This is a genomic window from Pollutimonas subterranea (assembly GCF_002849655.1).
Lineage (GTDB): Bacteria > Pseudomonadota > Gammaproteobacteria > Burkholderiales > Burkholderiaceae_B > Pollutimonas > Pollutimonas subterranea.
In genome coordinates this window covers 58,256-84,903 of sequence record NZ_PDNW01000007.1, presented here as the reverse complement: position 1 = coordinate 84,903, position 26,648 = coordinate 58,256, and the positions used below count along the sequence as shown (strand labels likewise).

The 26,648-nt window shown below is 61.8% G+C and carries 30 protein-coding genes and 1 pseudogene; 23 read left to right on the top strand and 8 right to left on the bottom strand.

The window, feature by feature from the left end; translation table 11 throughout:
• Window positions 1-5: 5 nt before the first annotated feature.
• Both CR159_RS10155 and apbC read right to left on the bottom strand, forming a co-directional pair.
• A complete protein-coding gene (locus CR159_RS10155; protein ID WP_102073842.1) occupies window positions 6-1,778 on the bottom strand; it encodes an autotransporter assembly complex protein TamA in 1,773 nt (590 codons plus the stop codon).
• 4 nt (window positions 1,779-1,782) lie between these two features.
• Entirely contained in the window at window positions 1,783-2,868 is a 1,086-nt protein-coding gene (gene apbC / locus CR159_RS10150) for an iron-sulfur cluster carrier protein ApbC (RefSeq protein WP_102073841.1), read from the bottom strand.
• Window positions 2,869-2,959: 91 nt separating this feature from the next.
• Between apbC and CR159_RS10145 the strand changes: the two genes are divergently transcribed.
• The 3 genes from CR159_RS10145 to CR159_RS10135 all read left to right on the top strand — a co-directional run bounded on the left by CR159_RS10145 (window position 2,960) and on the right by CR159_RS10135 (window position 6,374).
• Entirely contained in the window at window positions 2,960-3,208 is a 249-nt protein-coding gene (locus CR159_RS10145; protein ID WP_102073840.1) for a hypothetical protein, read from the top strand.
• Window positions 3,209-3,395: 187 nt separating this feature from the next.
• The gene (gene metG / locus CR159_RS10140; protein ID WP_102073839.1) at window positions 3,396-5,468 is read left to right on the top strand and encodes a methionine--tRNA ligase; all 2,073 of its coding nucleotides are present in this window, start codon (window positions 3,396-3,398) and stop codon (window positions 5,466-5,468) included.
• A gap of 9 nt (window positions 5,469-5,477) precedes the next feature.
• Window positions 5,478-6,374 (top strand): cation diffusion facilitator family transporter, encoded by an 897-nt coding sequence (locus CR159_RS10135; RefSeq protein WP_102073838.1) that lies wholly within the window; start codon window positions 5,478-5,480, stop codon window positions 6,372-6,374.
• 78 nt (window positions 6,375-6,452) lie between these two features.
• On the opposite strand, the gene CR159_RS10130 is transcribed toward CR159_RS10135, so the two are convergent.
• The 3 genes from CR159_RS10130 to CR159_RS10120 form a co-directional block, all read right to left on the bottom strand.
• Window positions 6,453-6,653, bottom strand: a complete 201-nt coding sequence (locus tag CR159_RS10130) for a YgaP family membrane protein (RefSeq protein WP_102073837.1) — start codon at window positions 6,651-6,653, stop codon at window positions 6,453-6,455.
• Between the two features lie 72 nt (window positions 6,654-6,725).
• Window positions 6,726-7,256 (bottom strand): rhodanese family protein, encoded by a 531-nt coding sequence (locus CR159_RS10125; protein WP_102073836.1) that lies wholly within the window; start codon window positions 7,254-7,256, stop codon window positions 6,726-6,728.
• Window positions 7,257-7,273: 17 nt separating this feature from the next.
• A complete protein-coding gene (locus CR159_RS10120) occupies window positions 7,274-7,585 on the bottom strand; it encodes an ArsR/SmtB family transcription factor (RefSeq protein WP_102073835.1) in 312 nt (103 codons plus the stop codon).
• Between the two features lie 155 nt (window positions 7,586-7,740).
• On the opposite strand from CR159_RS10120, the gene CR159_RS10115 reads away from it, so the two are divergent.
• The 7 genes from CR159_RS10115 to CR159_RS10085 all read left to right on the top strand — a co-directional run bounded on the left by CR159_RS10115 (window position 7,741) and on the right by CR159_RS10085 (window position 12,144).
• Window positions 7,741-8,067, top strand: a complete 327-nt coding sequence (locus CR159_RS10115) for an ArsR/SmtB family transcription factor (protein WP_102073834.1) — start codon at window positions 7,741-7,743, stop codon at window positions 8,065-8,067.
• A 14-nt stretch (window positions 8,068-8,081) separates the two neighbouring features.
• Entirely contained in the window at window positions 8,082-9,437 is a 1,356-nt protein-coding gene (locus CR159_RS10110) for an NAD(P)/FAD-dependent oxidoreductase (protein WP_102073833.1), read from the top strand.
• An 11-nt stretch (window positions 9,438-9,448) separates the two neighbouring features.
• Window positions 9,449-9,820, top strand: coding sequence for a DUF5368 domain-containing protein (locus tag CR159_RS10105; protein WP_102073832.1), 372 nt, complete (start codon window positions 9,449-9,451; stop codon window positions 9,818-9,820).
• A 25-nt stretch (window positions 9,821-9,845) separates the two neighbouring features.
• Window positions 9,846-10,094: a carboxymuconolactone decarboxylase family protein gene (locus CR159_RS10100; protein ID WP_102073918.1), complete on the top strand. Its 249-nt coding sequence runs from the start codon at window positions 9,846-9,848 to the stop codon at window positions 10,092-10,094.
• Window positions 10,081-10,341 (top strand): hypothetical protein, encoded by a 261-nt coding sequence (locus CR159_RS10095; protein WP_233208249.1) that lies wholly within the window; start codon window positions 10,081-10,083, stop codon window positions 10,339-10,341. The genes CR159_RS10100 and CR159_RS10095 overlap by 14 nt, the downstream gene beginning before the upstream one ends.
• Before the next feature lie 79 nt (window positions 10,342-10,420).
• Window positions 10,421-10,849: a DUF2231 domain-containing protein gene (locus CR159_RS10090; protein ID WP_102073831.1), complete on the top strand. Its 429-nt coding sequence runs from the start codon at window positions 10,421-10,423 to the stop codon at window positions 10,847-10,849.
• Window positions 10,846-12,144, top strand: coding sequence for a PQQ-dependent sugar dehydrogenase (locus tag CR159_RS10085; protein WP_102073830.1), 1,299 nt, complete (start codon window positions 10,846-10,848; stop codon window positions 12,142-12,144). The genes CR159_RS10090 and CR159_RS10085 overlap by 4 nt, the downstream gene beginning before the upstream one ends.
• A 54-nt stretch (window positions 12,145-12,198) precedes the next feature.
• On the opposite strand, the gene CR159_RS10080 is transcribed toward CR159_RS10085, so the two are convergent.
• Window positions 12,199-13,749, bottom strand: a complete 1,551-nt coding sequence (locus tag CR159_RS10080; RefSeq protein WP_102073829.1) for a CoA-acylating methylmalonate-semialdehyde dehydrogenase — start codon at window positions 13,747-13,749, stop codon at window positions 12,199-12,201.
• A 126-nt stretch (window positions 13,750-13,875) separates the two neighbouring features.
• On the opposite strand from CR159_RS10080, the gene CR159_RS10075 reads away from it, so the two are divergent.
• From CR159_RS10075 to CR159_RS10055, 4 genes are all read left to right on the top strand, one after another.
• Window positions 13,876-14,817, top strand: a complete 942-nt coding sequence (locus CR159_RS10075; RefSeq protein WP_102073828.1) for a LysR family transcriptional regulator — start codon at window positions 13,876-13,878, stop codon at window positions 14,815-14,817.
• Window positions 14,818-15,323: 506 nt separating this feature from the next.
• On the top strand, window positions 15,324-15,584 hold the full coding sequence (locus CR159_RS10065) for a hypothetical protein (RefSeq protein ID WP_102073827.1): 261 nt from the start codon (window positions 15,324-15,326) through the stop codon (window positions 15,582-15,584).
• On the top strand, window positions 15,581-15,928 hold the full coding sequence (locus tag CR159_RS10060; RefSeq protein ID WP_233208248.1) for a hypothetical protein: 348 nt from the start codon (window positions 15,581-15,583) through the stop codon (window positions 15,926-15,928). Before CR159_RS10065 ends, CR159_RS10060 begins: the two co-directional genes overlap by 4 nt.
• Entirely contained in the window at window positions 15,925-17,541 is a 1,617-nt protein-coding gene (locus tag CR159_RS10055) for a PepSY-associated TM helix domain-containing protein (protein ID WP_233208247.1), read from the top strand. The genes CR159_RS10060 and CR159_RS10055 overlap by 4 nt, the downstream gene beginning before the upstream one ends.
• A 36-nt stretch (window positions 17,542-17,577) precedes the next feature.
• On the opposite strand, the pseudogene CR159_RS10050 reads toward CR159_RS10055, so the two are convergent.
• Window positions 17,578-17,826: pseudogene (locus CR159_RS10050) on the bottom strand (enterochelin esterase domain-containing protein); the annotation flags it as partial.
• 30 nt (window positions 17,827-17,856) lie between these two features.
• Window positions 17,857-18,192, bottom strand: coding sequence for a hypothetical protein (locus CR159_RS10045; protein ID WP_233208246.1), 336 nt, complete (start codon window positions 18,190-18,192; stop codon window positions 17,857-17,859).
• A 326-nt stretch (window positions 18,193-18,518) separates the two neighbouring features.
• On the opposite strand from CR159_RS10045, the gene CR159_RS10040 reads away from it, so the two are divergent.
• The 9 genes from CR159_RS10040 to CR159_RS09995 all read left to right on the top strand — a co-directional run bounded on the left by CR159_RS10040 (window position 18,519) and on the right by CR159_RS09995 (window position 26,602).
• Window positions 18,519-19,430, top strand: a complete 912-nt coding sequence (locus CR159_RS10040) for a LysR family transcriptional regulator (protein WP_018076209.1) — start codon at window positions 18,519-18,521, stop codon at window positions 19,428-19,430.
• Window positions 19,431-19,960: 530 nt separating this feature from the next.
• Window positions 19,961-20,722, top strand: a complete 762-nt coding sequence (locus CR159_RS10030; protein WP_026177189.1) for a hypothetical protein — start codon at window positions 19,961-19,963, stop codon at window positions 20,720-20,722.
• Between the two features lie 118 nt (window positions 20,723-20,840).
• Window positions 20,841-21,059, top strand: coding sequence for an AlpA family transcriptional regulator (locus CR159_RS10025; RefSeq protein WP_018076211.1), 219 nt, complete (start codon window positions 20,841-20,843; stop codon window positions 21,057-21,059).
• Between the two features lie 40 nt (window positions 21,060-21,099).
• A complete protein-coding gene (locus CR159_RS10020; RefSeq protein ID WP_086077287.1) occupies window positions 21,100-21,966 on the top strand; it encodes a ParA family protein in 867 nt (288 codons plus the stop codon).
• Complete coding sequence (locus CR159_RS10015) at window positions 21,950-22,186, top strand: hypothetical protein (RefSeq protein ID WP_033470625.1); 237 nt, start codon at window positions 21,950-21,952, stop codon at window positions 22,184-22,186. Before CR159_RS10020 ends, CR159_RS10015 begins: the two co-directional genes overlap by 17 nt.
• Entirely contained in the window at window positions 22,179-23,837 is a 1,659-nt protein-coding gene (locus CR159_RS10010; RefSeq protein ID WP_033470622.1) for a ParB family protein, read from the top strand. Before CR159_RS10015 ends, CR159_RS10010 begins: the two co-directional genes overlap by 8 nt.
• 17 nt (window positions 23,838-23,854) lie before the next feature.
• Window positions 23,855-24,415, top strand: a complete 561-nt coding sequence (locus CR159_RS10005) for a DUF2857 domain-containing protein (RefSeq protein ID WP_004255086.1) — start codon at window positions 23,855-23,857, stop codon at window positions 24,413-24,415.
• Between the two features lie 2 nt (window positions 24,416-24,417).
• The gene (locus tag CR159_RS10000; RefSeq protein ID WP_033470619.1) at window positions 24,418-25,611 is read left to right on the top strand and encodes an STY4528 family pathogenicity island replication protein; all 1,194 of its coding nucleotides are present in this window, start codon (window positions 24,418-24,420) and stop codon (window positions 25,609-25,611) included.
• Window positions 25,612-25,849: 238 nt separating this feature from the next.
• Entirely contained in the window at window positions 25,850-26,602 is a 753-nt protein-coding gene (locus CR159_RS09995) for an OST-HTH/LOTUS domain-containing protein (protein ID WP_033470616.1), read from the top strand.
• Window positions 26,603-26,648: the final 46 nt, after the last annotated feature.

The window sequence follows — 26,648 nt, the reverse complement described above, 5'->3', positions numbered from 1 at the left end:
AGTGCTCAAAACGCAATACCCAGGGAGAAATGCAGACGCAGGCGGCGCTCGCGCTGTCCGTAAGCGACGTCAACAAAAAATGGCCCGGCGGGCGTCCTGACAGCAAGTCCCAGGCCATAACCCAATGCCACGTCCATCTCTCCGAACGATTCCGCCGCATCGCCGGCATCCACGAAAAAATTCATGCCCAGCATTTCGGTAAAGTAGTGCGTGTACTCCACGCTGACGACGGCCAGCGCAGGCGCGCCGATAATGGCATCGCCGCGCTCCAGGCCTATGCTTTGATAACGGTAACCGCGTATGGATCGCGCACCGCCCGTGCGATAGCCGAAGTCCTGGGGCAGCCTATCAGTTTGCGACCATACCTTGCCGACCTCGCCGCGCACAGTCAGGACGTCGCGTGCCCCGACGGGCCACCACTGCTGCACGCGCAGGCCACTGCGGTAAAAAGGCTCGCCCTTGTCCAACGTCACACCGGCGCCCAAGCCAAAATCGACCAAGTTGCCCTCGCGGGGATCGTATTTTGCGTCGACATCGCGGCGCAGCCACTGCCAGGTGCCAACCATTGTGGGCACTTCATAGGTTTCCGCGCCGCTGATATCCGTATTGTCGTAGGCGGCAACGAGCCCCCACTGGGTCTCGTATTCAACCCGGCTATCGCCGGCGGCCTTGCGTTCCTGGCGGCGCTTCCAGCCCAGCCCTATGCGCGAGTTATCCAGCCCCTCGATATCGCTGTGCTCATACAGCACGCCGACGGCATCCTTGTAGCCCTTGCTGGTAGGCGGCAGGTTCACGTCGAAGAAAAACCGCTGGCGATTCTTGTCCAGTCCCAGGCCGGTCTCTATCCAGACCGGCTTGCCAAACACCACATTCTGCCGGTACAGGCCTTCCACGCCCAGGCCGTTGTCGCTGTCTATGCCTATGGATGTTGTCACGCGCCGTGCGGGAGCCTCGGACACCTGGACCCGCAGGGGTAATTCCATTTCGCCATTGGGCAGCACCTTCTGGGCGGCCTGATCCTGGTTCAGCGTGACAAAGGCGCCGCGAAAGAAGGAGGTGGACTGCAAGGCTTGTTGCCATTCATCGAGCTTGTCCTGGTCATAAGGATCGCCCGGCGTGTACTGGATATAACGATTGATCAGTTCGGGCGGTACCCGCTTGAGCCCTATCATGGTGATCTCGCCCATTCTGACGCGCGGCCCGCTTTCGACTTCCACGAAGAGATCGGCCTGGGCGTTTTCGGCGTCTATCGTGGCCTGCGTGTTGGTCAGGCGCGCGAAGAAGAAGTCCTTGCGGCTGACATCGTCCAGCAAGGTCGACTTTGCATTGCTCCAGGCCTGGTTGATAAACGGCATGCCTTTTTCCAGAGGCCATTGTTTTTTCAACGATGCAACTCGGCCGGTGAACTCGGGGCGCGTGATCTGACCGCTAAAGCCCAGCTGCACGTCGTCCACCATAGAGACTTCACCGGGTTCGATAATGATGTCCCAGGTTTCCCCGCCTATATCCTGGCCTACTTCGAGCGTCACTTTCGGGTCGAAGTAACCCTGTGTTTGAAGCGCCGACAAGGTGGCATCGCGCGCGCGCCGGCGCAGCCGCGTCACTTCGCCGCCGTCCTGGTCTTCGGCCAGCCGGGTAATCGCTTCGATGGCGCCATTGATCGACTGCAAGGCCGCGGGCGAAACACCGCCCGGGTCAATGACAACCTCTGGTTTGGCCGCGTGGGCGCCCTGCGCCATGCCAAGCGCCCAGAGCAGGCAGACAATGCCACGCCGCATTAAGTCAGGCCTTCCGCACGACCACACCGGGCATCTTGGCAGCCATATCGCGCGGCAATGCCGCGACGTTGGCTGCCAGCGCCGTGGCGATGGCATGGTAGGCGCGGGCCGGCTCGCCTTGCGGCTCGGCGACCACACTAGGCGTTCCGGAATCGGTCTGCGTGCGGATGCTCAGTTGCAAGGGCAAGGCGCCCAACCAGGGCAGATTGAATTCAGCAGCCATGTTTCGACCCCCGTGTTCGCCGAATATAGGTTCGGCATGACCACAATTGGAACAAATATGCACAGACATGTTTTCGACAACGCCCAGCACCGGCACGTTCACCTTCTGGAACATGCGCAGGCCGCGCCGCGCATCGGCCAGTGCGAGATCCTGCGGCGTGGTCACGATAATGGCCCCGGTAAGCGGCACCTTCTGCGCCATGGTCAGGGCAATATCGCCGGTGCCGGGTGGCATGTCGACAATCAGATAGTCAAGATCGTTCCAGTTGCTTTGTGTCAACAACTGTGTGAGCGCCTGCGTGACCATGGGACCGCGCCATATGGCGGGTGAGTCTTCATCGATAAGAAAGCCAATTGAATTGGCTTGCAGGCCATGGCCCACCAGCGGCTCCATGGTCTTGCCGTCAAGGCTTTTTGGTTTGCCGGACAAACCCAGCATGATGGGCACGCTTGGCCCGTAAATATCGGCATCCAGCAAACCCACGCGGGCACCCTGGCTTGCCAGGGCAAGGGCAATATTCACGGCTGTCGTGCTTTTGCCGACCCCGCCTTTTCCGGATGCGACCGCAATGATGTTGCGCACATTCGGCATGGGCTTGAGGCCGGGCTGAACCGCATGCGTGGCAATCTTGGTCGTAAAGCGCAAGGCCTTGAGCTTTACGCCTTTTGCGGCCAAAGCGGTTTCAATACGTTTCTGTAGTTCGGCGTGCCCATTGTGCGATGGATAACCGAGGGGTACAGTGACAGTTGCATCCATGCCCTCAAACTGGATTTCGCAATTTTTTGAAGTGACCGCCAGCTTTTTCTTTGTATTGGGGTCTATCACTTCGGATAGCGCAGCAATTATTTGGTCGGGATTCGAGCTCATAGTTGTAGCCTTACGTGGAAATTTACACCGAAGCCTGAAGAATAGCGGATTGAGGGAATTATTTTCCCCGCAAGGGGTCTACATAGTTACGATGAATATATTTAATCAAATTATCCGCGGCATCCTCTTCTTTGTCCTGGCCATTTTCGGCATGGCGATGGCGATTGTATTCATGGCGTCCACCGCCATTGCAATCGGCCTGCTGTATGTCGTGGCCCGTATCAAAGGCCGTCCATTTGGCGTCAAGGCCTACTGGGCCGATCGCCGCAAGGCCAGCGAAGCCAATAACGTCTTTAAAAACAAAGACGTAACCGATATCGAGATGCGGGAAATTCCGTAACGCCCTGCTAAGCCGGGCTGGTCGAGGGATCCAGGCATGCCGGGTATCCGTCACCACACCATTGCTTACGAATCCACACAATTACGCCTTGGCTAGCCCGACCGCCAGGACGGCTTTAGTGCCATTCGAGCAACATACGCGCGAAAGCCCTAAAATCGTTTTCTTTAGTCTTTTATAACGATTCGACATGCCGCGCACGATATTCGTCACTACCGCCCTGCCCTACGCCAATGGATCATTTCATATCGGCCACATCATGGAATACATCCAGGCCGATATCTGGGTGAGGTCGATGCGAATGTCGCAACATACCGTGCACTTCGTCGGCGCCGATGACGCCCATGGCGCGCCCATCATGCTCAAGGCTGAAAGCGAAGGCATCACGCCCCAGGCGCTTGTCGCTCGCTACGCCGCGGAACGCCCCCAGTACCTTAACGGCTTTCATATCAAGTTCGATCACTGGCATTCGACCGATTCGGTCGAGAACGTGGAGCTGTCGCAAGACATCTACAGGCGCCTGAAAGCGGCCGGTTTCATCAATTCCCGGGTCATCGAACAATTCTATGATCCGGTCAAAGGCATGTTCCTGCCCGACCGCTACATCAAGGGCGAATGCCCGCGCTGCCACGCCAAAGACCAATACGGCGACTCCTGCGAAGTGTGCGGCGCCGTGTACGCCGCCACCGAACTGATCAAGCCCTATTCCACCCTGACCAATGCCACTCCGGTATTGAAGTCGTCGGAACACTTTTTCTTCAAGCTGTCGGATCCGCGCTGCGTGGAGTTCCTGCAGGCCTGGACCACAGGCAGCAATGCCAGCGGCAACAAGCGTCTGCAATCCGAAGTGCTGGCCAAGACACGCGAATGGCTGGGCACCGGCACGGCAGACAGCGAAGCTAACCTTGCCGACTGGGACATCTCCCGCGACGAACCGTACTTTGGCATCCCCATACCCGATGCGCCCGGCAAGTTTTTCTATGTCTGGCTGGACGCGCCGGTGGGCTACCTGGCCTCGCTGAAAGCCTACTGCACGCAGCAGGGCATCGATTTCGACGCACTGCTGGACCCGGAGAGCGACACCGAGCAAGTGCATTTCATCGGCAAGGACATCGTCTACTTCCACGCCCTGTTCTGGCCGGCCATGCTCAAGTTCTCCGGACGCAAGGCCCCGGACGGGCTGCATGTACACGGGTTTATCACCGTGAGCGGCGAGAAAATGTCAAAAAGCCGTGGTACCGGGATTTCGCCGCTGCGTTACCTGGAACTCGGCATGAACGCCGAATGGATGCGTTACTACATTGCCGCCAAGCTCAACGCACACGTCGAAGACCTGGATTTCAATCCCGACGATTTCATTGCGCGTGTCAATAGCGACCTCATCGGCAAGTACGTCAATATCGCCAGCCGCGCGGCCAACTTCATCAGCAAGCATTTCGACGGTAAGCTGGCGTACCTGGGCGATGTTCCCGCCCTCCAAAATGAACTGAAACAGGTCACCGAGCAAGTGCGGGCCGATTTTGAACTGCGCGAGTATGGTCGCGCGATCCGCCACATCATGGCGCACGCCGACCACATCAACCAAGCCTTCGATGCCGCGCAACCCTGGGTGATGGCAAAAGGCATTGCCAATGCAGACGCCGACCTAAAAGCGGCACTGCAGGACGTATGCTCGCGCGCCCTGGCCGGTTTCAAGGCGCTTTCGGTGATGCTGACGCCGGTGTTGCCGGTGCTTACCGACAAGGTCGCGCGCGAGCTTTTTGCTGCGGAAAACAGCTACCTTTGGACCGACGCCGGCGAGCTGCCCGGACAGATTTCGCCGTTCAAGCACCTGATGCAGCGGGTCGAACCCAAGATGCTGGACGATTTGTTCGAGCCGCCGGCGGCACCTGTCGTCGTTCCGGGTGGTGAAGCCATTGCCGATATCATCGATATCAAGGATTTCGCCAAGATCGACCTGCGCATCGCACATATCGTCAACTGCGAGGCGGTGGAAGGCTCCGACAAACTGCTGTGCCTTACGCTGGATGCCGGCGAAGGCCGCCATCGTCAAGTGTTCTCGGGCATTAAAACGGCCTACCAACCTGCCGACCTGATCGGCAAGCTGACCGTCCTGGTTGCCAACCTGGCGCCGCGCAAGATGCGCTTCGGTGTGTCGGAAGGCATGGTGCTGGCTGCCAGCCATAACGACGACAAGGTCGACAGCGGCATTTACATCCTGGAGCCATGGCCAGGCGCCCAGCCGGGCATGCGCATCAACTAAGGCGGCATCATGGCCGTGCACGTTGACCCTAACCGCCAGGCAGAAGGCCATCGCAGCACGATGGTCAGCGTCGTGGTCAACATCGTGTTGACCATCGTCCAGCTGCTTATCGGCCTGTTCGCCCATTCAACGGCGCTCGTCGCCGATGCCATACATTCACTGTCCGACCTGGTGTCCGATGGCGTGGTGCTGGTAGCCAACAAGCACAGCCTGAAGGCACCCGACGCCGACCACCCCTACGGCCACCGCCGTTTCGAGACAGCCGCTTCGCTGATCATCGGTGCACTGCTGCTGTCGGTAGGGCTGGGCATGCTTTGGGCCAGCTTCGTAAAACTGCAGAGTCCCGGGCTTATCCCGCAGGTGCACAGCAGTGCGCTGGCCGTGGCCCTGCTGGCTCTTGTTTCCAAGGAAATTCTGTTCCGCTACCTGCTGCACGTGGCCAAGCGCGTACGTTCGTCCATGCTGGCCGCCAATGCCTGGCATGCCCGGTCCGACGCCGCATCGTCCCTCGTGGTAGCCATAGGTATCCTGGCCAACATCAGCGGCTTTCCTTTGGCCGATCCATTGGCCGCGCTGATCGTGGGACTGATGATCGTACGCATGGGATGGAAGTTCTTCTTTGTGTCGTTCAACGACCTGATGGATCAGGCGGTGGACGAAGATACCGAAAAGCGCATACGCGACCATTTACTGTCTACGCCTGGCGTACATGGCATCCATGCATTGAAAACCCGCAAGCTGGGGGACATGATCTGGGTCGAAGTCGACCTGGAAATGGACGGCACGCTGACGATAGCCCAAGGCCATGCCATTGCGACAGAAGCGCGCAAGCGCGTCATGCAGTACGAACCCGTACTGGATGTGACGACACACTTCGATCCCATCACTGTCATGCGGGGAAGCTAAGCCAGACATGGAGCGCGTGAAGGAATCAGCCCCCACGCACTGCATGCTGCCTATCGAAAAACGGATATCGGCCGATACCTATGACTTCCTGGACCGCATCGGACATGCGTTGCGTCCAAGAAACATATACAACGGACAAAAGCCGGCCAATCCGGTCAATAATGGCACTACACCCAGCCAGCCCCACCAACCCACCGTCCCGGTAGCAGCCAGAGCGATCAGGACGATACCCAAAATAATGCGAAGGACGCGTTCAATACCAGCTACGTTCGATTTCATGTTTACTCCTATAGTTCAACAAAAATTATCAGCGTCGGCGCCCATAAGAAGAAGCGATGCGCCCCGCATCATTCACAGACCACCTCTTAGCTGCCTGTTCCACGGCATCTTCACCAGCACACGGGCCAAGCCGCAAAAACCGGAAAGGCCCGCGAACACCAGCCCTGAACCGACCAGACCCGACAGCCAGTGAAACCAGGGCGACACGGTGCCCCCAAGCAGCGCGCCTAGCACGATCATCGAGCCTGCGGCTATCTGGACTTGGCGCTGCAACTCTATGGGCCGTGACGCATCGGTCACCACCGGCAATCCCATTTTCTTCCAGGCATTCAGCCCACCTTCCAGCATATAGGCGTCGCAGGGCGCGCACGCGGCGAGCGCTTGCGCATACGCCCAAGTGCGGCTGCCCGAAAGACAGTAATAGATGGGGACCGCAAGACTATCGATGGGCAGAGCACCGGTGACCAGGCGTTCCATCGGCACGTGATGCGCCAACGCAATGTGCTCACGCGCGTATTCGTCCGAGGAGCGGATATCAATGAGCACCGCGCCTTCTTTCGTGAGCTCGTAGGCACCGTTGGGAGCGATGGACTTCAGGGACATGGTGTTTGCTCGTGCCGTCATGGGCAAAAGATGGATTTGAGCGTAGCGATAATCTTGGCTACGTCGGGATTATCGATGCGATAGAACAAGGTTTGAGATTCTCGCCTGAAGGTCACCAGCCCCTCTTCACGCATCTTGGCCAAATGCTGAGAGAGCGCCGATTGGCTCAGCGCCACATGCTCGTGCAGCGCACCCACCGTCAACTCACCATGCTCGATCAGCAAACACAAAACCAACAACCGGCGCTCGTTCCCTACGGCCCGCAACATAGCCGCTGCCTTTGCAGCGCCCTCTTGCAGGAACAACAGGTCTTTCTCTTTGGAGGCCATGGGCTTGATTAAACATTAGAAGTAGCTAATTTAGCATATTCTTATAAATAGTCAATCATCATCATCCGGGGAGCTAAATTCCATGGCCACGCCACTATTTCATTTTCATTTTTTATAGTTTATTATTTTATATATTGAAATCAGCGAAAATCAACATGCCGACCACCAAACAGCGCCCCTCCATGACACCCGAACAGTTGCGTGAGCACGCAGGCGAGGCCTGCGCTTTACTCAAGACGCTCGCCAATGAGGACCGCCTGTTGTTGCTGTGCCAACTCGCCTCCGCGCGCCTCAATGTGAGTGAACTGGCGGCAATCACGGGTATTCATCAGCCCACGTTGTCCCAGCAACTGAGCGTATTGCGCCAAGAAGGGTTGGTCGACACCGAGAAGGACGGAAAGTACGTCTATTACCGACTGGCCAATGACAATGCCGTGCGCATCATGCGCACGCTCTGGGACATCTACTGCACCCCGAAGTGAATGGAGCTGAAGCCATGGAAAACGACCATAACCATAACGACACAAAAAACAGCGAATTTCTCGCGCGCAACCGACGGCGTGCATTCCTGAGCTTGGCGGCGGCGGTTGCCGCCGGGGCCATCCTCAAGCCTCACGTCGCCAGCGCGGGCGGCAAAACCCGGGCTCAGGCGCGCATCATCATCGTTGGCGCCGGTGCCGCCGGCTTGGCTGCCGCCTCCCGGTTGGCCGAAACACTGGACGCTGCGAAGATTACCCTGATCGATGCGCACAAGCAGCACTTCTATCAGCCCGGCTTCACCTTGGGAGGAGCCGGTATCAAACGGAAGGACTATGTCGTGTCCCGCACCGCCGACTACGTACCGCCGGGTGTTGAGCTCATCGCGGAGAGCGTGGCCGAGTTCGATCCAGAAAGCAATCGCGTCGTCACCGACAGCGGCAAGTCGCTTGCCTACGATTTCCTCATCGTCGCCACCGGCCTGACGCTGGAGTACGGCCTGATCGAAGGCATGAACGAGAAATTGATCGGCAAGGCAGGCGTGGGCAGCATCTATCACAGCCCAGCGGCGGCACAGGCAACCTGGCAGACCATGTCGGCATTCGCGGACCGCGGTGGTCAGGGCGTCTTTCTGCGCCCGGCCACCGAGATGAAGTGCGCGGGCGCGCCGCTCAAGTACACGTTTATCACCGAGGACTATCTGACGCGGCGTGGCCGGCGGAGCAAAGCCGAGATCGTTTACAACGCCAACAACAAGGTGTTGTTCAGCGTGCCCATCGTATCGGAGAAGGTGCGCATGCTGTTCCAAGAGCGCGGCATCCAGGTCAACTACGAGCGCGTGCTCAAGGCGATTGATCCGGGCAGGCGCATCGCCACTTTCAGCACGCCTGAAGGCTCCGAGGAACAAGGCTACGACTTCATCCACGTAATCCCGCCGATGCGCGCGCCCGAGGCTATCCGCAACAGTCCGCTGTCCTGGAAGACGGGTGCCTGGGCCGAAGAAGGCTGGATGGAGGTAGACAAGGGCACGCTACGCCACGTGCGTTACTCAAATGTCTTCGGCGTGGGCGACATCGCGGGTGTTCCCAAGGGCAAGACAGCAGCCAGCGTAAAGTGGCAGGTACCGGTGGCGGTGGACCACTTGGTAGCGCAGATCGCAGGCAAAACCTCAAATGCGCGCTACACGGGCTACACATCGTGCCCGCTGATTACTCGGTTGGGTCGGGCCATGCTGGTGGAGTTCGACTACCAGAACAACCTTACTCCCTCTTTCCCGGGCTTGATCGCGCCGCTTGAAGAGCTGTGGGTCAGTTGGGTCATGAAAACCATGGCACTGAAGCCCACCTACATCAGCATGTTGCGTGGCCGCGCATAAGGAGCTGCACCATGAAAGAACTCGATCCATTCACGCTGCTAGCTGTATTCCAGGAATTGCTCGGGCCGCTGCTATGGCTGTTACTGGCAGTCGTGTTGCTAAATGCCCTGGCTCTCATCGTTTTACTGATCCGCGAGCGGGGTGTGGTATCCCACCGCCTGATACGGTCGCAGGCGTTGGGCGTGCTCGGCGGCGGCGTAGCCGTGATGTTGATGTTCCAAGTGTCGTCGTCTGGCTTCACCGATCCCGGCGGGCCTGCAGACTGGTTCTTGATCGCCCTGGTATTTGGCCTGGGGTTAATCGGATCGACCATCCTTTTCTACACCATCGGGGGTTGGTGGTCGGCATGCCGGCGACCTGCTGCCCGATCAATTTCTGCTTGAAACCTTGTTAATGAAGGATTATCCGATGACAACTCACTACGACGCACTCACCGATAAAGTCATGAGCAATCTGGCCCCTCTGCATCAGAACATACCTCGGGTCATGAAAGGCTTCGGGGATATAGGAAAGGCGGCCATTACCGATGGCGCGCTCGACGCCAAGACCAAAGAGCTGATCGCGCTTGCGATCGGCGTGGCCGTACGCTGCGATGGCTGCATCGGGTTTCACAGCAAGGTATCGGAACAACCAGGAATTCACCATGCAACAGACTGACTTCATCGCGACGGTCTTCGACGGCAAGGGCAATCCCAATAAGGTCACCGTCGCGTTCACCATGGCACTTAACGCTATATTGAAGGGCCATACCGCCACCATCATCCTGATGGTAGAGGCTGTCGAACTCGGAAAACCGGGTGCGGCAGATGAACCCGCATTTCGAAGTCATATCCGCACCCAATGTCGTGGATCTGCTGATGGGCGCAAGGGGATCACTTCAAATCACCTAAACAGTGCGGTTTGACATCGCCGGGCACGCTGATTGCTGTCTCGCCATTTACAATCGAAGCAACCCGCGCCCGTCCGTCAAGGAGGAGATCACAGTGATACATACCATCAACCATCGGTATTCCCAAACCGTCTACCCGCTGCATGCGGTGTTTCTCGCGGGAACCGTCCCCCTGTTCCTGGGCGCGGCGCTCAGCGATGCAGCCTACGCCTCATCCTACGAGATCCAGTGGAACAACTTTGCGTCCTGGCTGATCGCAGGCGGTCTCGTGTTTGCGGGTATCGCCCTTATTTTCGCGATCATCGACCTGTGCCAAGCGCATCGACGTGCCCCAGGCATTTTCCTCTATGCGGTGATATTACTGGCCACCTGGGTGGCGGGCTTCATTAATGCACTGATGCACGCGCGAGACGCTTGGGCAAGCATGCCCACCGGCCTGGTCTTGTCGGTGATCGTTACTGTGCTCGCCTGCATCGCCACATGGCTGGGTTTTTGCACTCCACGTATCGGAGGTGCAAAATGAGAACCTCCTACCTGCTTACCACCATCACCCTCTCTGCCCTGCTGGCGGCATGCGGCAACGGCGATACGGAACCCTTGCAGTACGGCGCCGCCCCTGAACTGCCACAGCCTTATCGCGATGTGATGCCCGATATGGTCATCGCAGAGCCTGCAGAATGGGGAGACAAGCGGCCGACGGTACCGGACGGTTATACGATCAGCGCCATCGCCACCGACCTCAAGATTCCACGCCAGACGCTGGTGCTGCCCAATGGCGACATCCTGGTGGCGGAAGGCCGGGGTGGCAATGCGCCGAAACTCAAGCCGAAAGACATAATCGCCGGCCCCATCAAGGCCAAGGGCAATACCTCGGTCAAGGGCGGTAACCGCCTGACCCTGCTGCGTGATGCGGAGGGCGACGGCGTCTATGAATTGCAAACGGTCTTTGCGGAGAATCTCAACGCACCCTACGGGCTCGCGTTGGTGAACGACAGCCTCTACGTCGCCAACCAAGATGCGCTGGTGCGGTTCGACTACAAGGAGGGCCAGACCAAAGCCGAAGCCCCTCCCGAGACCGTCACCGCTTTGCCGTCGGCCATCAACCACCACTGGACCAAGGCACTGACTGCCAGCCAAGACGGGCAGTACCTCTATGTGGCCATCGGTTCCAACAGCAACATCACTGAACGCGGCATGACGGCGGAGGTCGATCGGGCCATGATATGGCAAGTGAATGCCGGCAGCGGCGCACACAAACCCTATGCTACCGGGCTGCGCAATCCGACCGCACTCACCATCCAGCCCGATACCGGCCAGTTGTGGGTGGTCGTGAACGAACGCGACGAGATCGGTCCAAACCTAGTCCCCGATTATCTTACCGCTGTCCGCGAAGGCGGCTTCTATGGTTGGCCATACAGTTATTGGGGGCAGAACGTGGACGATCGCGTCCGGCCGCAAAATCCGGAAAAGGTCGCTTCGGCCATCAAGCCCGACTATAGCCTCGGGGCCCACGTCGCGGCGCTGGGGGTCGACTTCTCCACCGAAACCATGGGCGAAAAGTTTGCCGATGGCGTCTTCGTTGGCGAGCACGGTAGCTGGAACCGCAAGGATCCCGTCGGCTACAAGGTGGTCTTCGTCCCGTTTCAGGATGGCAAGCCTGCCGGTCCTCCCGTGGATTTCGTTGCCGGCTTTCGCGATGACGACGGCACCACGCGAGGTCGTCCAGTTGGCGTGACGGTGGATCCGCGCGGCGCGCTTATCGTCGCCGACGACCTGTCAAATACCATCTGGCGGGTGACGCCGACACAGGGCGGGTAATCGACGCCGTCCGGCAGGCGTGGCGCCGCGTTGGCGCCACGTCGACAACATACCTTACATGGTCGGCATGTTGAACTCATTGCCCTTGTTGATGCTTTCCGGCCAGCGCTGCATGATGGACTTCTGCTTGGTGTAGAAACGAACACCTTCTTCGCCGTAGGTGTGCATATCGCCGAACAGGCTGCGCTTCCAGCCGCCGAAGCCGTGCCACGACATTGGAACAGGAATGGGCACGTTTACGCCCACCATGCCCACCTGGATGCGGCGTGAAAATTCCCGTGCCGTATGGCCATCGCTGGTAAAGCACGATACCCCATTGCCAAATTCATGGTTGTTGACAAGGTCGATGGCGGCGCCCAGATCGTCGACATGGATGCAAACGAGGACCGGGCCGAATATTTCTTCCTTGTATATTCTCATTGCGGGGGTCACCTTGTCGAACAAGGTGCCGCCGACATAAAAGCCGCCTTCATGACCGGCCACCTTATAGCCGCGGCCGTCAACCAGTAGCTCGGCGCCCTCTTCCTGGCCGATGGCAATGTAGTTTTCGATGCGCTGCAAGGCTTCCTTGGTCACCACCGGCCCCATTTCAGCGTCCAGCGCCATGCCGTCCTTGATCTTGAGCGACTGAGCGCGCTCTTGCAGCACAGGCATGATTTTCTTGCCGACCTCTCCCACCAGCACGGCGACCGAGATCGCCATGCAGCGCTCGCCCGCCGAACCATAGGCTGCACCCACAAGCGCGTCGACAGTGCGTTCGATATCGGCATCGGGCATGATCACCATATGGTTCTTCGCGCCCCCCAAAGCCTGCACGCGTTTACCAAAATGCGCGCCACGTTCGTAGATGTACTGCGCGATCGGCGTCGAGCCCACGAAGCTCAGGGCTGCAACGTCTGCGTGCTCCAGCAAGGCATCCACAACGATCTTGTCACCCTGGACCACATTGAAGACGCCATCGGGCAAGCCCGCTTGCTTGAACAATTTTGCCATCAGGATGGAAACGCTGGGGTCGCGCTCACTGGGCTTGAGGATGAACGTATTGCCGGCAGCGATAGCGACAGGGAACATCCAGCAAGGCACCATGCAGGGGAAATTAAAGGGAGTGATACCCGCAACGACGCCCAGGGGCTGGCGTAGGGTCCAGTTGTCGATTCCCGTGGCAACCTGCTCGGTATAGTCACCCTTGAGCAACTGAGGAATGCCGCAAGCGAACTCGATGACGTCAATACCGCGCGCCACTTCGCCCTGCGCATCGGTGAATACTTTCCCATGTTCGGCGGTAATCATGGCCGCCAGCACATCGGTGTTCTCATTCATCAACTGAAGAAACCGGTTCATGATGCGCGCGCGCCGTACCGGCGGCGTATCCGCCCATGCCTGGGAGGCCGCTTTGGCGGCAGCTACCGCCGCATTCACATCGTCGACGGACGACAACGCAACATGTCGGGTGACCTCACCGGTGGATGGGTTGTAGACACCTTGCTTGCGGTCGCCACTGCTTGCCCTAACCTGGCCCCCGATAAAATTCACGATATCACCGTTATCGACATACGCGGCCTGGGGATTGGCCGGGCTGGCGGCACTGGCGTGCTGATCTTTCATTTTCCTGTCCTTTGCTTGGGTTCTTGATGAAAAAAGTATAGGTGTCGGAGAGAGCCCTCACAAGTCCATATCACTGGAAACATTGTTTAATTTAATGGACAATGGAGCGAAACGGTAGGAAGAGCCATGAAAGAACACAAGACCGAATTACCGTGGTCGCACATTTACTGGTTGAGCATGCTGGGGACCGCAGGCAGCTATACCGCAGCAGCCAGGCGCCTGGGTGTCAGCAAGGGCGCGGTAAGCCAGCGCATTAGCGAACTTGAGCAGCTCGCGGGGGTGGCGTTGGTACGGCGCACCACCCGCAGCGTGCGCCTCACCCAGGCCGGACTGGCCCTGGTCGACGGATCGGAGCAGGCCTTCACCGCTATCGAGCGCAGCTTCGACAATATCCTGGACCTGGCCGAGATTCCCCGAGGCGTGGTGCGCGTCACCGTACCGGTTGCGCTCGGCCGCCAAAAGATTATTCCCCTGATCAGCAAGTTCCTGGAAGCCTGCCCCGATGTGCGCGTGGAAATAGAGCTATCGGACCACCTGAGTTCCCTGGCCCAGGAAGGTTTCGACCTGGCCATACGCCATACCAGCAGCGTGCCGGAAACCCATGTAGCATGGCTGCTGCAGCCCTCGCGTACCTTACTGGTCGCCACCCCCGCCTACCTGGAAAAGCGCGGCGTGCCCAAGACGCCGGACGACCTGGCTGCGCACAATTGCCTGTATTACCTGCGGTCCGCGGCGTTGCCCGCATGGAGCTTCGTCCCTGCCGGGCGCAATACCGACCGCTACAGCGTCGCGGTACGCGGAAATTTTTGCGCCAACAATAGCGAGGCGCTGCGGGGCATTGTGATGGCAGACCAGGGCATAGCGCTATTGCCCGACTTCAGTTCACAGGAGGATGTCTCGGCAAAGCGCCTGCTGCACCTGCTGCCCGACTGGGAACCTGTGGGCGCATTTGGCGACGCCATTTATGCAATAAGGCCCTACAGCGCGTATGTTCCGCGCGCGGTCCGGGCCTTTGTCGAACACCTGAAGAGCGAATTGCAGGGTGGGGTTCCTGGCAAGCACCGATAAGCCGGGGAGGATGCGTCGCGTTGCCACGCTAACGCTTGAAGGCAAGCAAAAGAACACCGCCTGCGACCATGGCAATGCCCGACCATTCGCGCAGCGATGGCCAGGCCGGATAATCCAAGAAACAGCCAGGTCCTGGATGAAAGCTCGAAGGGATTGGTCCACTTGCCGGTGGATACCACGAATATCGTCAGCACGACGATGATGATCGCTGTCCGGATCAAGGTGGCCAGATCGGAATCAACATCCTGAATGCCGATCTTGGCAAAAATGGCGGTCAGTGCAGCAAAAATGGCAGATAAAACTGCCCAATAAAACCAGCCGGTAGAGGTTGCCATTTCTCGTGAGTTGCAAGGGTTGTAGTGATACGGCGTTCTGAATGCCGCCGCGCCGGATGATGCCACAAGGCTACGCGTAGCCGAACATAGTATCTGAATAGCAACTATTATCATTCTGGTTTACCATACGAATCCTTCCGCTTGCGGGCTTTTTCTACCTCAGAGACACACATGTTCGGTTTTTTGGCTTTCGTGCTGACGCTGGCGGGTGCCGCTAGCCTGTACCTTGGTTCCCGGCACCAGCAATGGCGAGAAGCTCCGCTTTCGCACAAAGTGTCCATCCCCGTTTCTGCGTTATTGCTCCTTCTTGCCCTGGGCGGATGGATACACGCGACGCAGCCGCTTACGGGCACCTTCATTTTCCTGACGCTGTTGATGTTGCTTTGGTCAATCCTTCCTTTCATCGCTGTTTACACGCGAGGCCGGCAATGACCGAATTGCGCAACGTCGATATTGATTCCGGCGACACGCCGCCCGCCAAAGCCCGCGTCGCCAGGCGGCGCACCGATCTTTCGAAAGGCTGGGTGGGCAAAACCTTGGCGGGCGTCGTTTGCGGATTGGCCATCGCCCTGATCGCCAGCGCATTCTTCATGCTGCCCGACACCAGGAACAATACGGTCTACGACAAGTACCAAATCGCCATGTGGATAGTCCCGCCCATCTGGCTGGCAATACTGTCGTGCTGCTATCTTTTTCGCGATGCCATGCGCGCCTGGTTATGGCTGGGCGGCATCAGCATCGCGGGTTTCGCGTTGTTCAAGGGGCTGGCAGGATGAAGATAAGAAAAGAGGTTCTGGACATCTACAAGGCCGTTCATACCTGGACCGGCATCATCGCGGGCCTAGCCTTGTTCATTGCCTTTTATGCCGGCGCCCTCACCGTCTTCAAGCATGACCTTGCCGCCTGGGTATCGGCGCCCATGCAGGACACGCGCCCGGTGGACCCGCAGGAAGCCGCCAGCCTCATGGAACAGACGCTCAAGGCACGGCCCGATGCGGCGCATGACTTCACGCTAAGGCTGCGCGCGACCGATGCCGAGCCCGCGCAGCTGTCGTGGAAAAGCCCTGACGGCACACGGCAGTACCATGCAATGTTCGACACATCGGGCGAACTGCAGATCAGTGAACGAGAGCCGACGGCGGTTGCGGACCTGGTCGACAACCTGCACCGAACCGCCGGCTTCGTGCCGGGCGACGTCGAAATCGGGATACTGGTCATCGGCGTCATCGCCATGATGTACGGCCTGGCGCTAGTATCGGGAGTGATCATCCTGCTGCCTACGCTGGTCAAGGATCTCTTCGCTTTGCGCCTGGGCAAGAACCTTAAGCTGATGTGGAAGGACGCCCACAACGCCCTGGGTTTTTTCAGCTTGCCGTTCCATCTGGTCATTGCGCTGACCACCGTCGTTTTTGCATTCCATGATCAGATCTACGATACCCAGGACGTACTCATCTATGACGGCGGGATGATGGAACAATGGAGACTGCCCGCCCCCACGGTGGCGGCGCCCAGCCTGTCGGTCAACGCCGACACGCCCGCGGCCGACCAAGGCCAGACCCTGGTTTCGCCAGCCCGCCTGCTGGCCGATTTGCGTGCGCTCTCGCCCGGGTTCGAGCCGCACTACATGGACTACCATGATTTGGACAGCAAACGTCCGACGGTGCGCATTCATGGTGTCGATCCCAACTACATGATGCGCTACGACGGGTTCGCGGTCGTGAATCCCTTTACCGGCGAAATCATCAATGGCAGCTATCTGCCGGGCCATACAACTGGCTGGACAACCTGGCTGACGGTTTTCTTCGCCCTGCACTTCGCCTCTTTTGGCGGCGCGACGGTTCAATGGATCTATTTCCTGCTCGGGCTGGCCGGAGCATTTCTATTCTATTCGGGTAATCTCCTGTGGATAGAATCCCGCCGTCGCCGAGCCCGGAAAGATGGCCTGCCCGAACAGAAAAAATCGGTGCGCGTCATGTCTTCGCTGACCGTCGGCGTGTGCCTGGGCTGCATCGCGGGCATTTCGGCCAGCCTCGTGGCCGGCAAGTGGCTGCACGGACATGTCGACAGCTTGAATACCTGGCATGTCATCGTGTATTACGCCGTATTCTTCCTGAGTATCGCCTGGGCCTTTCTACGCGGGGCCTCGCGCAGTGCGGTGGAGCTGTTGTGGGTGTGCGCCGCCGCGACTGCCGCCATTCCCTTGACCAGCCTTGCCGCCTGGCTGATTCCTGCGACAGGGCTGTGGGCCAATACGTCGCCGGCCAGCATGGGAGTGGACATCGGCGCCGTCATCGGGACAGCGTGCATGGCGTGGATGGCCGTCGCCACACGGCGGCGCCAGAAGCACGGCCAGCCGGACAGCGTCTGGGCACTGGCTCGCGCAGCCTAGGCTGCGGCGAAGAGCCGGCATGCAGCGGTGCTACGGCTATGGCCCGACACCGTTGCCGCACGCCGGCAAACCACGCCCATACGCGGCCGGATTCAGCAAGGCAACAAGCCCGCAACCCAAAGAGCCTTGCCAATGCAGGTAGTCGTGTCCCGTGTCGTGCTCCACCTGCGTCACCGTGTAGCCTTTTGCCCGTAACACATCGCCCATATGGCGACTGGTCTCAAGTATGCCGTCCCGTCCGCCGCGGCTCGCCTCATAGCGGCCGGCATCCAGATAGAAACGCAATCGGGCGCCAGCATCTCCATCCGCATCCCGTCAGCACCTCCTTCGATGGCATCGCGTCAAAGCCTCATGCCCGCTTGGTGCGCCGGGCACGGCGCGCAGGCGCTCACGTGTGCTGGAGTCCGCGATCGGTGCAGCCGACGACGTCACGCCGGCGTCAGGGCGGGCGTGCCGATGCAGTTTCATGGGGGTGTCTTTCGGCTCACCCCGGTCGTGGCCTAGTCGGTCACGAAGCGCAGCTCCAACACCCCGGACTTCTGCGTAGCCGCCATCCCCTGGGCGACGCGCTCGTAGATCCACCAGGCGGTCGCCGCGGATGAAGTCCTCGGGCTGCGGTTGCCGCGGCGCGGAGGCCTGCAGCCGCTGCACGAGCTGCTCGTCGCCCATGCGTTCGTCGTTCCAGAACACGCTGCCGTGGGTGGTGACGGACAGGTTCGCCACGTCGGGCTTGATCGGCTTCACTCCATTCAGACACAGATGCTAATGAGAACTATTATTGATTGTCCGTGGTTTCGTGTGATATGGCAACACCGATGGAATAACCCGGCCTTGCCTGGACACTCGCCCCCTCGCCGGCGACTGGAAGGCCGGATGGCGGCAACTGGAAAGCCTCTGTGACCGGCATCGCCACCGGGAAGCACTCATGCCGTTCCCTACGGCCAGAGGAATGGACTCCACTTTCTGGGGGGAATTACATGAACTTACGCCATCTTCGCTGTTTCATCGCCGTGGCCGAGGAGTTGCACTTTGGCCGGGCGGCGCGGCGGCTGCATGTGGAGCAGTCGCCCCTGTCGCGGACGATTCGCCAACTGGAGGCGGACCTGGGCGTGACGCTACTGGAGCGCACGTCGCGCGGCGTGCGCCTGACCCCGGCCGGGCAGGTGTTCTTGGAGGAGGCCCGGCGCGTGCTGCTGGCCTTTGAGCAAGCCCAGACCAAGGCGCGGGCGGTGGCGGCGGGACACCGGGGCACCCTGCGCATCGCCTTGGCCGGCGGCGTCGGGCGGACCCGGCTGTCGGCGCTGCTCGCGCTGTGCCGGGAGGAGGCGCCGGAAGTGGGCATCCGGCTGTTCGAGGCGCCGCTGTCGCAGGTGGTGGGCGGGCTGGGCAACGACCTGTACGACGCGGCCTTTGCGATGGCCGGCGAGATGGAGGCCGGGGTGGTCGCCATGCCGGTGTGGCAAGATCCGCTGGTGGTGGCCATACCCGCGCGGCACCCCTTGCTGGCGCACAAGCGGGTGCCGCTGGAAGAGGTGGTGGGCTACCCGCTGGTGCTGTGCCACCCGCAGGTGTGTGCGGAGTGCAGCCGGCAATGCGAGCGCCTGCTGCGCCTGGTGGAGACACCGTCGGTCGTGGCCGAGTACGTGACGACCCACTCGCTGATGCTGGCCCTGGTGGCGGCCGGCTATGGCGTGGGATTTTCCACCGCGGCGCACGTGGTGGCATGCCGACAGGCGGACGTAATCGTCCGGCCGCTGGATGAAGACTCGGCGGCGCTGACGACCTACCTGCTACATCCCGAGGGCGCGATGTCGGAGCCACTGCGCCACTTCATCGACCGTGCGCAGCGTGTCGGCCATATGCCGTTGGATACGCAACGGCTCGCATGAGGCTGTTTCAGGCGGGTTGGCCGATTCCATTTTGGTCAAACCGGCAGACCTGTTTTGTCAAAGCGGGTTTCCATTGACGCGGTGCACGGGCGCGCTGCACTCAGGCGTTGCTCGCGGTTGCGGTTGGCATCCTGCGTGAAACTCGCATGCCCATCGTGGCGCATCACAGCGAAGACGCGCGGCGCAACAGTGCTTGCCGTATGCGCATCGGCTCTGGCGTGTTGATCTGATCGCGCTTTACTGGGCCTCTTTCCCTGCAAAGACTTTGGCCTGGTTATCCGGGTCAAGCATGGTGCCCGCGAATGACGCTGGTGACAGCGTGTTTCGCGGCTTGCGAATTGTGAGTGATGGCGCCATGCGCAGCAAGGCGCGCATCTCGCAACGAAACCGGCGGCATCACCGATGCCACGGTCTTCGCCGCTTCGCCACCTGCTCGTTTCGCCCGGAGATTCCTGGACAGCCACGCACGCCGCCTGTACGGCGGGTGCGCGTGCTTGGACTCGGTGCGATGACGAATGGAGGCGCGCGATATGCCGAAGTCGAGCAGCCTGGCCGATGGCGCCAAGATCTACTACCGCCCGATCGAGGCGGCAATCCGCTGGAGCGGATTGCTGCGCTTCGAGCGGCGCATCCTGGCGACCTTGGGACAGCGGCCTCTGCCGGAGGCAACGGAGTTTCCGCGCTGGCCGATGCTGCGGTTGAACGCCGAAAGAATCTTCGATGCGATGGCTCACGGCGACATGCCGTATGGCAAGGAGGGCTTGGGGCGGGACACGCAAGGCCTGGCGATGGACGACTCGTCGCTGACGGTGCGGCACGTCGATCTGAAAGCCTGGATGGCGCACTACTACCCCGGCGAGAAACCGGCGTTTCTGTTCGATGAGATCGAGCGTGCGCTTCACCCGGCGATCAGCCTGGACACAGTGGGCGCATTGCTGGTCGAGCGGGAAGCGATCAAGGCGCGGCTGGCGGAACACTTGGGCGTGCACGAGACGCTGCGCGCCGAGCATGAGGCGCTGCTCAGAACGCACGCCGCCTGCGCGGCCGACGCGGAGCGTGCGAACACGCCGGGGCCGCGCAGCGAATCGACCTACCTGAACATCGTTGGCGGGTTACTGACGCTGCTGCTGGGCAAGTCGCCCAGCGGCATGCCGTATTCCAGCTTCCTGACGCAGGAGGCCATCATCAGCGCGATGGTGGCGCACCACGGCAACGCGATGGGCATCACCGAGCGCACCCTGCAGGCCAAGTTCGCACTGGCTCGGCGCAATTTGCAGAGCACAACTTCCTGAGCGATGCCAGACCGTATCTGCGGTCGCGAATACCGCATTTGCGGTGTCTTTCTTCAACGCGGCGTTCTTAATTCGAGTCACGCCAATCAGCGCCACTGAGCGTTAAGGAGTGACCCTCATGTCTTCGCAGACCGCCGCCACGGCAGCACCGACCGAACACCGCATCCTGCGCCGCGCCGAGGTCGAAGCCAAGACCGGCTTCAAGCGCGCGCACATCTACAGCCTGATGAAGGAAGGCAAGTTCCCCAAGGCGCTACGTCTGGGCGTGCGCGCGGTGGGCTGGGACTCGGTGGAGATCGAACAGTGGATCGCCGATCGCCTCAAAGAACGCGCCTGACGCTTCTTCTCGGTTCATGCCATTCGACGAGGAGAAGCTCATGCAGGTGGTGTCCATCATTTCGACCAAGGGCGGCGTGGGCAAGACCACGACGGCGGCCAACCTGGGCGGCTTCATCGCCGATGCCGGGCTGCGAGTGCTGCTGCTGGACCTGGACGTGCAGCCCACGCTGTCGAGCTACTTCACGCTGGACGTGCGCGCGCCCGGCGGCATCTACGAGATGCTGGCCTTCAACGAGCGGAGCATCGAGCAACTGGTGTCGCGCACCGCGATCGCGGGCCTGGACCTGGTGCTCTCCAACGACGACCGCGGCGAACTGAACACGCTGCTGCTGCACGCACCGGATGGGCGCCTGCGACTGCGCCATTTGCTTCCCGTCTTCCGCACGCACTATGACTTGCTGTTGATCGACACGCAGGGCGCGCGCAGCGTGCTGCTGGAGATGGCGGTGCTGGCGTCCGACCTGGCGCTGTCGCCGGTGACGCCGGAAATCCTCGCGGCGCGCGAGCTGCGGCGCGGCACGCTGCAACTGATCGAGGACATCGCGCCGTATCGGCACCTGGGCATCGAGCCGCCGCCGCTGCGCCTGCTCATCAACCGTGTGCATCCGGTGTCGTCGAACGCGCGGCTGGTCCAGCAGGCGCTGCGACAGGTGTTCCAGGAACAGGCCGGCGTGCAGGTGCTGGACACCGACGTGCCGGCCATCGAAGCCTATCCGCGCGCTGCGACACGAGGATTGCCGGTGCATCGGGTGGAGTACCGGCGGCCGGCTGGGCGCACGGCGCCCGCGGCGCTGGACACCATGCGCACGCTGGCTGGCGAGCTGTTCCCCGCGTGGCGGGAGCGCTTCGCGCTGGTCACCGGCCGGGCCGATGCGGGAGGGGCCGGCCATGGCGAGCGCGCATGAACTGGCGCGCGGCCGTGAACGGCTGCGCGCGCTGATCGAGTTCGCGCTGGGCGAAGGCTGGCGCGTGGTGCGCACGTCCGGCGGGCACCTGAAGTTCACGAAACAAGGCTACGCGTCGATCTACACCAGCTCGACTGCGAGCGACCACCGTGCCGACCGCAATGCCCGCGCGCAACTTCGCCGCGCCGACCGGCAGGCGCAGGAGAACGGCCGTGGCTGAGCTGACGCCGCAGGACATGGCTGCCAAGCTGCTGGCCACCGGTTTCGAGCGCAGCGGCCCTTCGGCCGCGACCTTGAGCGACCCCATCGCCGACACGCCGATGGCGGTGACGCTGGACCAGTTGCGGCCCTACGACCACGACCCGCGCGTGACGCGCAACCCGGCCTATGCGGAGATCAAGGCGTCCATCCGCGAACGCGGGCTCGACGCGCCCCCCGCGATCACGCGCAGGCCGGGCGAGGCGCACTACATCATTCGCAACGGCGGCAATACGCGGCTGGCGATCCTGCGCGAGTTGTGGAGCGAGACCAAGGAGGAACGCTTCTTCCGCATTGCGTGCCTGTTCCGCCCGTGGCCGGCGCGCGGCGAAATCGTGGCGCTGACCGGACATCTGGCCGAGAACGAGCTGCGCGGCGGGCTGACCTTCATCGAGCGGGCCTTGGGCATCGAGAAGGCGCGCGAGTTCTACGAGCAGGAAAGCGGCCAGGCGCTGTCGCAGAGCGAACTCGCGCGGCGGCTGACTGCCGACGGCTATCCGGTGCCGCAGTCACACATCAGCCGCATGAACGATGCGGTGCGCTATCTGCTGCCGGCGATCCCGACGCTGTTGTACGGCGGATTGGGCCGGCATCAGGTGGACCGGCTCGCGGTGCTGCGCAAGGCGTGCGAGCGCACCTGGGAGCGGCGTGCGCTGGGCCGCACCGTGGCCGTGGACTTCGCCACCTTGTTTCAGGACGTGCTGACGCAGTTCGACACACAGCCGGACGACTTCTCGCCGCAGCGAGTGCAGGACGAGCTGGTGGGCCAGATGGCCGAGTTGCTGGAGGCGGACTACGACACGCTGGCGCTGGAGATCAACGACAGCGAAAGCCGCCAGCGTGCGCTGACCAGCGAACCGGCGGCGCCGACGCCACCTGCAGCGCCTGTCGTGCCTGCTGCTCCTCCCCCGCAGGTCTCCGCGTCTCAGCAGCCACCCGTCTCGTCTGTGCCGCGCGACACCACGCCGGTCGCGCCTGCGGCGCCAGCAGCGACACCGCCTGCATCGCCCGAAGCGCCGGAGGACCAACACGGGCAACGCGACGAGCGCCTGCAAGGGCACATCGTGACACCGGCACCGACCACCGACCGCCTGCAGTCCATCCAGCGGATGGTCGCGGACCAGCTCGGCGACAAGCTGCCCGACTTCGAGGCCGATGCGCTGCGCGCGATCCCCGTGCAGGTCGGCGGGCTCTATCCCATCTCGGACGTTTGGTACGTCGAGCCGGGGCTGGACGTACCGGATCGCCTGCGCGTGCACATCGCGCAGTTCGCGCGCGAGATCGCCGGGGAAGCGGCGGTAGCCGATCACATCGAGGCCAGCGACGGCGGCATCGGCTTCGTCTGCGTGGCGCCAGTTGTGGGCCAGGCGAAGGCGCTGCCGGCGTTCGCGCGGGCGGTGCTGACCCTGCTGCATGCGCTGAGTGCGGCTCCGCCCTCCGCGAACGGATTGGACCGCGCGCGGCTGGCCGACGAGCTGGCGGCGCTGCTGCATGGCCACGGCGGCTCGGCCACACGCCTGAGCGATGCTGCACTGGTGAAGCTGTTCCGTCTGCTGCGTCTGGCGCGCCGGCTGCTGGACCAGGAAGCCGGCGTAGCGGGCCAGGAATCCTGAGCGCAGGAGGCTCCCGTATGTCGGCACCGCACCCGCTCAACCAGGCCGTGATCGCCCAGGCCCTGCATGACCTGCGCAACGGCCAGTTGCGCCGCTGCAAGGCCATGGGCTTCGGCGAGGAGGAGCTGGATGCGCTGAAGCACCCCGAACTCGTGAGCATGCTGGTGAATGCCACGGTGTCGTGGTGCTCGGTGTCGGTGAACCGGGAAGTGTTGAAGCGGCTGCTGAGCCAGGTGCACGACGTGGAGCGGGAGATCGCCACGGTGGACCGCATGCTGCGCCTGGGGGCGAGCACGGAGATGGTCAGCAAGTTCTACGGCCTCACGCATCAGGAAGTGGCGCTGCGCCGCGACATCCTCGGGCTGCCCAAGCGCAAGGGCCGGCATCCGGTGCTCGACGAGGCGCAGGACGTGGCCTTGTGGGAGCGCTGGAAGGCCGGCGTCGCCGAGCGCCATATCGCCCTGACCGACGACATGGCGATGCTGGCGCTGACCATGGACCTGGCCGAGGCCATGACCCTGCCCATGTCGGTGATCTGGTCGGCGATACGGAACTGGATCGACCAGGGGCTGGTGTAGCCATGACCACGGGCAGCGCACCACGGCGCGATGGCCCGGTTGCGCTGTCGATGTTGTTCGACGAGGCGCTGCGGCACCTTGAGCCGAAGGAACCGGCGCAGGGCACGGCGCCGAGCCAGGACGGCTTTCTCTACAGCGGCAACCGGCACGAGAGCGTCCCGCGCGCGCTGTTCCTCGACCGGCGCCTGACGCCGCTGGAGCGAAACGCCTGGCAGGTGTTCCGCTTGCAGCTCAACGACGACGGCGTGACTGCCTTTCCCACCTACGACCAGCTCCGCCCCTATCTGGCGTCCATGCCCTGCGCGGCGCAAGCCTCGCACGAGACCGTGGCGCGCGCCTTGACGCTGCTGCGGCTGACGCGCTGGCTCAGCCTGGTGCGGCGGCGGCGCGATCCCAAGACCGGCCGTATCCAAGGCAACCTCTACGTGCTGCACGACGAACCGCTGTCGCCCTTCGAGGCGATGCAACTCGACCCCGACTACCTGGGCCTGGTGAGCCAGGCGCTCACGCACGCGGCGAAGGCGGTGCAGGTCGTGGGCATGAACACCCTGCGGGAGATCGCCGAAGACCCGCTGCTCAGCGGGCGCACGCTGCCGACGCGCTTGCAGGTGCTGGCACAGCGCATGGCGCGGCATGGCTGGACGACGGGGAGTTATCCACAGGAGGGTGCGGACCACGAATCCGAAGAAGGCCAGGAAGCCCTGCTTCGGAATGGCGCGCGCCCGTCTTCGGAATCCGAAGCAGGGCCGAAACCCGCGCTGGACGGCTCTCTTCGGATTCCGAAGGAGGACCGTACAGTACGTAATGATCGTATAAATGAAGTACGTACAGTACCGCGCGCGAGGGTCTTGCAGAACCTGCGGCTGCCCGAGCGTTTCCTGCGCTTGAAGGACGAACAGCAGGCCGGCGCGCTGGTGGCGCTGCAGCAGGTGGACGAGGCGCAGCGGCAGGCCGTTCTCGACGAGTGGGCGGCACGCTGCCGCAACAGCGCGGTACGCAACCCGGCCGGCTACCTGTTTGGCATCATCCAGAAGGCGATCCGCGGGGAGTTCAAGGCCTGGGCCGGAGAAAGTGCATCGGCGCCGCCAGCGCCCCCGCCACCTGCGCCATCGTCACCGCCGGCATCCCGTGTGGCTGACCCCGAGGTGGCACGTGCCTACCTGGCACAGCTCCGAGAAGCCTTGCGTGAACGCTGATGTTGACTATCCCCAGGGGATAGCTGGAACAGACACCCTTCCGCCGTGCTCGATTGCCGCCCGCCGAACGACAGGCGAAACTGTCGCCTGTGAATCAGACGAGGACAGCCACGCACGAGCCCGGCCGACGATGGACATGACGACTTCCCCCGTCACAAACGCACTGCAACCACTACAGCGAGACGTTCAGCGCTTGCTGGGCAGGTGCCTGTTGCGCCTTCAACAATACGAGCGCCTCATGAAAGCCATCGTGGCGCACCACGAGATTTCAGGCCCGGCGCATTCGCAGGAGGCCATTCGCGCAGCGCGGATCGAAGATGCCGCGACCAAGACCCTGGGCACGTTGGTCGGACAACTGTTTGGTTCGTATGTCGTCACCGATGGAAATGGTGGCAAGGAACGCGACGACGATCTTCCCGGCGACGTGATTTCCTTTCGCACGCGCGTGCAACTGAGCCTGTCTGCGCAGGACTACGCCAAGACCCAGGCCGACCTCAAAGACCTGGTCTCGCTGCGCAACACCTTGGTGCACCACTTCATCGACCAGCACGATCTATGGACCGTGGACGGGTGCCGCGCTGCACAGGACGAACTCGGTTCCGCCTACACGCGCATCGATCAACACTTCGAGCAGCTGCGCGGCTGGGCCGAGCACATGGATCAGGCGCGGCGCCTGGCAGCGGAGTTCGTCCAGTCGGATGTGTTCCACGACCTGGTGGTCAATGGCATCGCGCCGGACGGCACGGTGGACTGGCCGGCCGCCGGCATCGTTCGCGCGCTGCGCGAGGCCGCCGCGCAGTTGGCCGTCGAGGGCTGGACACCCATCGTCGCCGCTGGCCGCTGGATCGCGGACCGGCATCCCGAGCAGCTTCCAGCCAAGTACGGCTGCAGCAGTTGGCGGCAGGTGGTGCACGAGTGCCGCCTGTTCGAGCTTCGCTACCGTGAGGTGGAGGGGCAACGGGCCGCCTGGTACAGACCTCGCGAGGCATAGCCCCGCAACGCGGTCTCACCTCCGCGCGAGCCGCGAACAACTTCGC